Raw genomic sequence first — 6,483 nt, forward strand, 5'->3', positions numbered from 1 at the left:
TCGGTTCAGCGTGCACTGCGGAACCATCCGCGAGCCCGGGGCCGATCCCCGGACGTGATCATCGCCGGGACCCGGTGCAGGCTCGGCCACGCGTCACGGGGTAGACCCGGGGCGCCGATCGCGGCGAACACCGCGCCGGGTTGCACCGACACACCCGGCCGCAGGTCGACGGCGGCCAGCACCCCGTCGACCGGGGATGCCAGCGTCAGCACACCCTGCGCCACCCTGATACGGGCCAGCGGCTGACCGGTGCGCACGGACTGCCCTGTGGCACAGAGTAGTTCCTCGACAATCGCCCCGGCCTCGACGAGCGGCGCGGTGATCCGATGCCCGACCGGCGCGGGGTGTGCGGACGCCGCGACCGGCAGGGCGATCGACGCCGCGGTGGGTACACGCGGCGACTCGACGGGCGGCGGCGGGGGCGGGGATCCCACGGGTACCGGCGACACCAGACCGCCCTGCGCGACAACCGTTCTCGGATCGTCGTACTGCACCACCCGGCCGATCCCGGCCAGCGCCGAGGCCACCGCGGGGATCGCGCTCGTCCCGCCGATCGGGAACAGGACCGGTTCGCCGTCCACGTCGGTGAGTGCATCGGTGACCACGTCGACGATCCGGGTGACGATGGGTGCGACCATCTCCTCGAACTCGCGACGGGTCAGCAGCAGCGACCGGTCGACGCCGGGGAGCGCCACCGACGTCTGCGCCGTCTCCGACAGTGCCTCCTTGGCGGCGCGGACACCCTCCGCGAGGGCGATCTCCCGCCCCGCCGTCCGGATCTGTTCGGGCAGAGCAGGATCGAGATGTTCAGCCTCCTCGAGCACCCAGTCCATCATGCGGCCGTCGATGTCGCGGCCGGCCACCGCGGCCCGCCCACTGTCGGTGACGACGACACCGCCGGCGGTGTCGGCACGTAGCACACCGACGTCACAGCTGTCGGCACCGATGTCGACCACACACGCCGGCCTGTCCACCGCGACCTCGGTCCCCCGATACGCGTGGTACCACGCGGCGGCGAGGGATTGGGGGACGAGCCGGATCCTCTCGCGCCGGACACCCGCCCGCTCGGCCGCGGCCCGCAACACACCGGTGCGCCGTCCGGCCCACATGTCGGGATGGGTGAGGATCACCGTGCCGAAGGTGTCCCCCGCCGCACCCACCGCAGCCCGTTGCACGTGGGCGAACACCGCGGCGAGCACGTCGACGACGGCCCAGTACCGGTCGCCGAGTTCGATGTCGGACTCGGCGATCCGTGATCGCGGCGACTCCTCGACCGCGTCCGGACGGCGGTCCCGATGGCGCAGCGCATCCTCGCCGACCACGAGCGTCTCCCCGTCCGCGAACACCGCGGTCGGCATGGTCGGTCCGGTTCGGCCCAGTTGCACGGGGGTCGGCGCGTCGCTGCCGACCCGATAGGCCGCGGCGACGCCGGTGGCACCGAGGTCGATGCACAGCGCCGGCCTGCGCTCGGAGTCCATCGCCTCACTCTGCGTCATCCCACCGGACGCCGCAACACCGTGATGATGTTCTTGCGCACCGTGTCGACGGTGCCGATCCGGGCACGCACGTCGGCCGCGGTCTGCTTGCGTTCCTCGGCGGACTTCTTGGACTCCGCAGCGGCGTCGTTGATGATCCTCGCCGACTCGGCGAGGGACTTCTCCAGGACGGCGTCGTAGGCGATCCGCAGGTCACCGGCGGCCTGCGCGTTGAGCGCCTTGAGCTGAGAGCGGACGTCGCCCTTCATGTCGTTGACCGCCTTGGTCAGCCACTTGCGGTGGTTCTCCTTGCCTGCGCGGGCCGCGCGGAACCCGAGGACCACGCCCGCCCACACCGGGAAGGCGACCATCCCGACACCGGGGATCAGCGCCAGCGGGCCGCCGGAGGCCATCACGCTGAACAGCACCGGGTCGAGCAGGTTCTTCCACGGCGAGACCTTCTTCTCACCGCGCAGTTGCAGGTCGTCGGTGGCCTCGGCGAGACCGTCGAGGACCGACGAGCGCAGTTCGGTGTCGGCGAAGAGGTCGTCGGCGATGTCGGCGATCCCGTCGACGTAGGCCTGCCCGACCCGCCGGGCCACCACCTCGAGGTCCACCACCATCTGCCCGACCAACTGCTGCGAGGCCCGCGGCACGGCATAGAAGTGCAGCCGGTCGATCTGGGCGATCCAGCGGTCCTGGAGAACGTCGAACTCCTCGCGCAGCATGTCGTCGGCGCGCACCGACAGCGCGGCCAGATCCTGCTGCAGCCTCGTCGTCCACTCGCGTTTGTGGTCCTTGAGCGCGGTGAGACGCCTGCGTTCGGCCTCGATGTCGGCGGCCACCTCGGGTGCGGCGCGTGCCGTCTGCAGTTCGACGAGCAGCCTGGTGCGGACGGTGTCGAGCCCGGTGAACGCGACCTGCAGCGCGTTGCGTTCCGGTGCGGCAGATGTGCTGCGCACCAACGGTTTCAGCGCGGCGACGAGATCGGGGATGCCCGACGCCGCGAGTGCTCGTGCCGCGCGGTCGGGGTCGGTGATCCCGGCGGCCTGCCCGGCGATGCGGGTGGACACCCCGATGATCGGCGCGTGTGCGAAGCGGGGTGCGTGCCGGGCGATCAGATCACGGTTCTCGGTGACGATCGCACGCCACTGGCGCATCACGAGGTCGGTCTTGGTGACCACGATGACCACCGCCGACAATTCCGCACCCAACCGGGACAGGAAGTCCAGCTCGGGGGCGCTCAACGGTGCGGTCGCATCGCACACCATCACCAGCACCCCCGCACCGCGGACCGCGGCGACCGCGGATGCGGCGTGTTCGGGGACGAGCGATCCGGCACCCGGGGTGTCGACGATGACCGTTTCCGGCAGCAACGCCGAGTCGATCCCCACCCGCGCGGACACCACCGGCAGCGCCGACTCGTCGGCCTCGCCCACGCCCGGACCGTCGACGGTCACCCAGTCGGCGAGGTCGGCGGCGTCGATGCGTCGTGTTTCGCCGGGGAACTCGATGTCGGCGGCTCCGACCGGCAGTTCGTCGGTGGCCGGGACGAAACGCACGTGCACGCTGGTGGCCAGCTCGACGTCGACCGGCGCCAGGCCCGGCTGCCCGACAAGTGCGTTGACCAGGGAACTCTTGCCTCGGCTGACCTCGCCGACCACCACCACTCCCCCGTCCGGCGGCGGCAGGGCGCGCACGCGTTCGGCGCGGTCGGCAACCTCGATCTCGCCGTGTTTGCGCAAGAGGGTGAGTGCCGACTTCAGGACGGCGTCCGCGCTGTCGGCTGCGGGCTTCTTCGCGACGTTCACATCCACCGCTGCCATCAGGATCCCCACATTCCGCGTCGCACCAGCTGATAGGTCTGCTCCAGCACCAGCATCGCCTCCCGTTCGGCCGAGGTCCGCGCGGTCGGACGTCCGGTTCGGTGGGCCACCGCGCGGGCGCGGGCGGCGGCGTCGACGTCGGCGGGGCCCGCGGTGGGCGGCAGACCCAGCAGGATACGTGGATCACGCACCGCCACAGCATGCCCCAATTCGGCCGACACCCCACTGCCCGGATGCCATCGTGACAGCGCCTCCAGTGCCGACACCTCGCGGAGTCGGTGGAGTTCGGGTGCGAGCTCGGCACGTTCGAGGGCCGTGCGGATCGCCGCACCGGAACCGTTGCGCACCAAGGCCTCCTGCCGCGCGAAGATCTGCAGGTCGGCCAGCAGGGTGCGGGCCTTGAGGACGTCGCCGACGGCCACGAACCGCCGTCCGATCGCCTGCCGGAGATCGGCGATCCCCGAGACCCGTTGCAGCCAGGCACAGTACGCCTGCGCCCCGGATGCCGCCGCCTCACCGCCGGCCTGGATCGCATACGTTCCGACCAGTTCCTCGAGGCGGCCCAGCACCTCGACGTCGAGACCCGGCGGCGCGGGCTCCGATCCGTCGAGGACGGCGAAGAGCTCCCAGTCCTCGAGGTCACCGCGGCGGGCGATCTGCGCGGTCTCCCGTTCGGTGACGCCGCAGATCCCGGCCTCGGCCATCAGCCCCGACACCGGAACCACCGCGCCGGCGGTGGCCGGGAACCGCCGTTGGATGCGTCGGGCGATCTCGAGCGCCTTGAGCATCGGGTTGTCGGCGGCGATGAGGTCGGCCTGCGAGATCACCAGGATGGTGTTCTGCGCCGACGCCCCCGAACGGCGGAGGATCTCCACCTCGTCGGCCTTGGGGCCACCGACATCGTCGAGCAGGAACAGCACCACATCCGGTCGCGGCAGCCTACCGGTGCCGGCGAAGACGCGGCGGGTGGCCGTCTCGGCGGTGTCGGTGAACCCGGACAGCCCCGGGGTGTCGATCACCTGGAAGTGGTCGCGGAGCAGCCGGGACGGGGTGTGGGCGACGGCGTGGTCGATCTCCGACGACGGGCGGCCGAGATCGCCGCGCATCTGGCCCGGGAACTCGGTGACGGTGCCGTCGAGCCCCACCACCTCGACCCGCGACGGTGAGCCGGCCCGGTACAGCGTGGCGACCTTGGTGCACTCGGTGCGGTCGGTGGGGGCGACCCGATCCCCGACGAGCGCGTTGAGAAGCGTCGACTTGCCCGAGCTGACCCGGCCGGTCAGGGCGACCGTCAGCGGTGCGTCGAGTCCGGCACGCAACGTTGCGACGGCTGCGTCGTCGCCGGTGATCGTGGCGACCTCGTCGAGCAGCACGCCCAGCCTGCCGCGAAGAGTCGTACGCTCGGCCACCGACCCGCCTTCCGTGTCGAGAGTTCACCGGCCGGGAACTTTTTCGTGCCGGCCGGACTCCAACAGGGTATGACCGCAGACGTGGGAGGGACACGATGAGCGCGAACACCGACATCGACGCCTGGATCGGCGAGCACGACCCGGTGACCGGCCTCGACGTGCCCGCCGACGTCTGGGGCACCGCACTGTCCGCGGCGTTCGATCCCGATCACGAGGCCGACGACTCACTCACCGAACCGGCCGGACCCGATGACACCGACGGGTCCGAAGCGATTGCAGCCGAAACCGTTTCGATCGACGACGACCATGACGACGTCGCTCCGGACGCCGGATGGCCGACCGATACCGACGCGCTTTGGGACGAGGTGTCCGTCGATCCCACGGATGTCGACGACGACCCCGACACCGGTGATGACCTGGACTTCTGAGTCCTTCCACCCCCCACGTTCCCGGGTATACAGTTTGCCGACAATTCGGGCGCGAAGCCTGGGTACGGGACCGATGACGTCCCTACGATGAGCGCGTGCGCCCGATCCCCGGCGACCTCACCGAGGCCGAACTCCTCGCCCGCGCCCAGACCGGCGACGCGGCGGCTTTCACCGAACTCGTCGGTGCCCATCGCGACCGGATGTGGGCGATCTGCCTGCGCACCACCGGCAATCGCACCGACGCCGAAGACGCGCTGCAGGAGGCACTCGTCGCCGCATGGCGCGCCCTACCCCGCTTCCGCGGCGATGCACGGTTGTCCACGTGGCTGTTCCGGATCGCCTCCAATGCCGCGCTGGCGCAGATCCGTAAACGGTCCGACGCCGACGACATCGACGACGTGGACTTCTCCGCGGACGTCGACATCGCCGGGCAGATCGTCGTCGCCGACCGGATCGCCGACGCCCTCGCCCAGGTGCCCGACGCCTACCGCGCCACGTTCGTGTTACGCGTCTACGGTGACCTGTCCTATGCCGACATCGCCGAGGCCCAGGGCATCGGTCTGCAGACGGTGCGCAGCCGTATCTCCCGCGCCCGCACGATCCTCGCCGACCTACTCGCCGATCTGCGATGACCCGGCGGTGTCGGTTCTCCGGATGACTTGGCCGACACCGGGAACATTCCCCGCCCCGCGGCCCTCCAACCAGACAGAAGCACCAACAACCCAACCCCGAAGGGAACAACAATGAGCAGCCAGCCCGTGGACCTGAACGACGACGGCATCGACGACGCGATCGCCTACGACACCGACGGAGACGGCATCATCGACGTCGTCGAGGCCGATGTGGACGGTGACGGCATCACCGAGACCCTGATCAGTGACACCGACGGCGACGGCGAGGCCGACCTGGTCGAGACCGACACCGACGGAGACGGTCTCACCGATCTCGCCGAGATCGACACCGATGGCGACGGCGAGACCGACGCGATCGCCCTGGACATCGACGGAGACGGCTTCTATGACACCGCCGTCGACGACGAGGGCAACGTGACCGACCTCGAGGACGACCTGCCGTCGGCGGACTCCGACCTCTGAGTCGACACGGGTGGTCTGGCCCGCGACGAGCCACGGAGATTTCGACACGGGTCCTCGCGATGCTCGGTCCCGGCTCAATCAGCGATCCGGCCAACGCTGGTTGAGCCGACGAGGAGCGCAGCGACAAGTCGAGTCGAAACCCCCGCCGGCCGACGACGCCGACGCAACCACCCCAGAGATTGCCACCCCCAAGCACAACCGACAGAGGTTTCGACACAGGTCCTCGCGACGCTCGGTCCCGGCTCAATCAG

General features: G+C 70.4%; 6 protein-coding genes. 3 read left to right on the forward strand and 3 right to left on the reverse strand.

The window, feature by feature from the left end:
• Positions 1-5 precede the first annotated feature (5 nt).
• From ACWDUA_RS21240 to ACWDUA_RS21250, 3 genes are read right to left on the reverse strand one after another with little or no spacing between them, the layout of a single operon-like run.
• On the reverse strand, positions 6-1,496 hold the full coding sequence (locus ACWDUA_RS21240; protein WP_449752993.1) for an Hsp70 family protein: 1,491 nt from the start codon (positions 1,494-1,496) through the stop codon (positions 6-8).
• Positions 1,493-3,301 carry a dynamin family protein gene (locus ACWDUA_RS21245; protein ID WP_449752994.1) on the reverse strand — a complete coding sequence of 603 codons (1,809 nt, stop codon included), beginning with the start codon at positions 3,299-3,301 and terminating at the stop codon, positions 1,493-1,495. Before ACWDUA_RS21245 ends, ACWDUA_RS21240 begins: the two co-directional genes overlap by 4 nt.
• Positions 3,301-4,710 carry a GTPase gene (locus tag ACWDUA_RS21250; RefSeq protein ID WP_449752995.1) on the reverse strand — a complete coding sequence of 470 codons (1,410 nt, stop codon included), beginning with the start codon at positions 4,708-4,710 and terminating at the stop codon, positions 3,301-3,303. The genes ACWDUA_RS21245 and ACWDUA_RS21250 overlap by 1 nt, the downstream gene beginning before the upstream one ends.
• 95 nt (positions 4,711-4,805) lie before the next feature.
• On the opposite strand from ACWDUA_RS21250, the gene ACWDUA_RS21255 reads away from it, so the two are divergent.
• The 3 genes from ACWDUA_RS21255 to ACWDUA_RS21265 all read left to right on the forward strand — a co-directional run bounded on the left by ACWDUA_RS21255 (position 4,806) and on the right by ACWDUA_RS21265 (position 6,232).
• Positions 4,806-5,138 carry a hypothetical protein gene (locus ACWDUA_RS21255; protein ID WP_449752996.1) on the forward strand — a complete coding sequence of 111 codons (333 nt, stop codon included), beginning with the start codon at positions 4,806-4,808 and terminating at the stop codon, positions 5,136-5,138.
• A 95-nt stretch (positions 5,139-5,233) separates the two neighbouring features.
• Positions 5,234-5,770: an RNA polymerase sigma factor gene (locus ACWDUA_RS21260; protein ID WP_449752997.1), complete on the forward strand. Its 537-nt coding sequence runs from the start codon at positions 5,234-5,236 to the stop codon at positions 5,768-5,770.
• Positions 5,771-5,881: 111 nt separating this feature from the next.
• The gene (locus ACWDUA_RS21265; RefSeq protein WP_449752998.1) at positions 5,882-6,232 is read left to right on the forward strand and encodes a hypothetical protein; all 351 of its coding nucleotides are present in this window, start codon (positions 5,882-5,884) and stop codon (positions 6,230-6,232) included.
• Positions 6,233-6,483 lie beyond the last annotated feature (251 nt).

This window comes from Gordonia sp. NPDC003376 (genome assembly GCF_053589235.1).